Source organism: Vibrio sp. 03_296 (assembly GCF_002265885.1).
In genome coordinates this window covers 1-1,790 of the sequence record NZ_NPKW01000788.1, presented here as the reverse complement: position 1 = coordinate 1,790, position 1,790 = coordinate 1, and the positions used below count along the sequence as shown (strand labels likewise).

The following is a 1,790-nucleotide window of genomic DNA, read 5'->3' as shown; positions in this document are numbered from 1 at the left end:
CATATTCACGGCACCTTACGTGGCCGAGCGATTGCCGGGGCAAGCGGCCAAAAGGAAGCACGAATTATTTGCCATGACTTGCAAGCAGAGCTGATCTCAATTGCGGGCAACTACTGGCTCAGTGACCAAATGAAGCCAATTTGGCAGCAAAAAGTTGATGTTGAGCTTGGTGGACGAATCACTCCATCTCGAAGCGCTCACTCAGTAAAGAATTAAAAGGAAATCACACAATGGCACGCATTATTGTTGTTACTTCGGGTAAAGGTCGGGGTTGGACAAAACCACGTCCAGCGCCGCGATTGCTTCAGGCCTTGCGCTGAAAGGAAAAAAGACAGCGGTTATCGAATTTTGATATCGGCCTACGTAACCTAGATTTTGATCATGGGCTGTGAACGTCGTGGTGGTCTATGACTTTGTTAACGTGATTAATGGCGAAGCGACGCTCAATCAGGCGATGATCAAAGACAAACGCGTCGACAACTTATTCATTTTGCCCGCTTCTCAAACGCGCGATAAAGATGCGTTGACCAAAGAAGGGGTCAAACGTGTGTTGGATGAGCTCGATGAGAGTTGGGTCTTTGATTTTGTCATCTGTGATTCCACCCGGCAGGCATCGAGCAAGGTGCGTTAATGGCGCTATACTTTGCAGATGAAGCAATTGTCACCACTAACCCAGAAGTCTCTTCTGTGCGAGATTCAGACCGTATCTTGGGGATTTTGGATTCGAAATCTCTGCGTGCAGAACAAGGACTTGAGCCGGTCAAGCAGCATCTCTTGTTGACCCGTTACAATCCATGCTCGCGTGAATCTTGGCGAAATGCTGAGACGTTGAAGACGTCGAAGAAATTCTGCATATTTCTCTGCTTGGTGTCATTCCTGAGAGCCAAGCGGTACTGAATGCCTCGAACAAAGGCGTGCCCGTGATTTTGATGAAAACACCGATGCTGGCATGGCCTATTCAGACACAGCTGATCGCCTACTGGGTAATCAAGTTGGATTTTCGTTTCCTTACTGAGGAGAAGAAAGGACTGTTTAAACGACTGTTTGGAGGCTAAATATGTCACTGCTTGAGTTTTTCCGMCCATCAAAAAAAGACCATCTGCAAGCCATCGCTAAAGAGCGTTTACATGATCATCGTCGCCGAGCGCCGCAGCCAAAATGATCCTGCGCCTTCATACTTGCCACAGCTGAAAGAAGACATTCTTAAGGTAATCAGCAAATACGTTGCGATTGATCCGTCGATGGTCGATCTCACATTTGAGCATAAAGATGACGACATTTCCGTCTTGGAATTGAACGTGAAACTACCAGACGAAGAGAAGTAACCTTTCTTTCATCGGATAGAAAAACAGACGGCTGAGACCGTCATGTTTTATTTATCCATAAAGCAAATGCTTCTAGCGTGCTCTAAATTAGTTTGTTCATTTTTTCGCCCAGAATGTCTAATGCGCCCAACCTTGCATCAAATCTGGCAGGCGTATTTTGATCGACGCTGATGTTTCCATACCCAACTGATCAAGTGATTAGTCTGCTTCTTCGACGCTAAAAACTCGCTCGCTAAACCTGTCGCTTTTGACGCGCGAGTTGACTTCTATCTTGATGTTTTTGAACAACTGTTTATAGCCCGGCAAATCCATCAAGCGTTCAATTGGCGCGGGATAATCTTCAGGGTCCGTCTCACGCGCCGACTTCACCATCGCAGCAATTCGATTGCCATGACGCTGTACTGAGCGAACATCCATCCCCTCTTCTTCCATGCGCTTAAAACTGGTTAACCCTAAACGAGCCAC

Annotated in this window: 4 pseudogenes; 3 read left to right on the top strand and 1 reads right to left on the bottom strand. The window is 46.8% G+C overall.

The window, feature by feature from the left end:
• The 3 pseudogenes from CIK04_RS27900 to minE all read left to right on the top strand — a co-directional run.
• Window positions 1–208 (top strand): annotated as a pseudogene (locus CIK04_RS27900) (septum site-determining protein MinC); the annotation flags it as partial.
• Window positions 209–230: 22 nt separating this feature from the next.
• Window positions 231–1,055, top strand: a pseudogene (gene minD / locus CIK04_RS27895) (septum site-determining protein MinD).
• 2 nt (window positions 1,056–1,057) lie between these two features.
• Window positions 1,058–1,325 (top strand): annotated as a pseudogene (minE, locus tag CIK04_RS27890) (cell division topological specificity factor MinE).
• A gap of 82 nt (window positions 1,326–1,407) precedes the next feature.
• Here the strand turns inward: minE and CIK04_RS32935 are convergent.
• Window positions 1,408–1,790 (bottom strand): annotated as a pseudogene (locus CIK04_RS32935) (ribonuclease D); the annotation flags it as partial.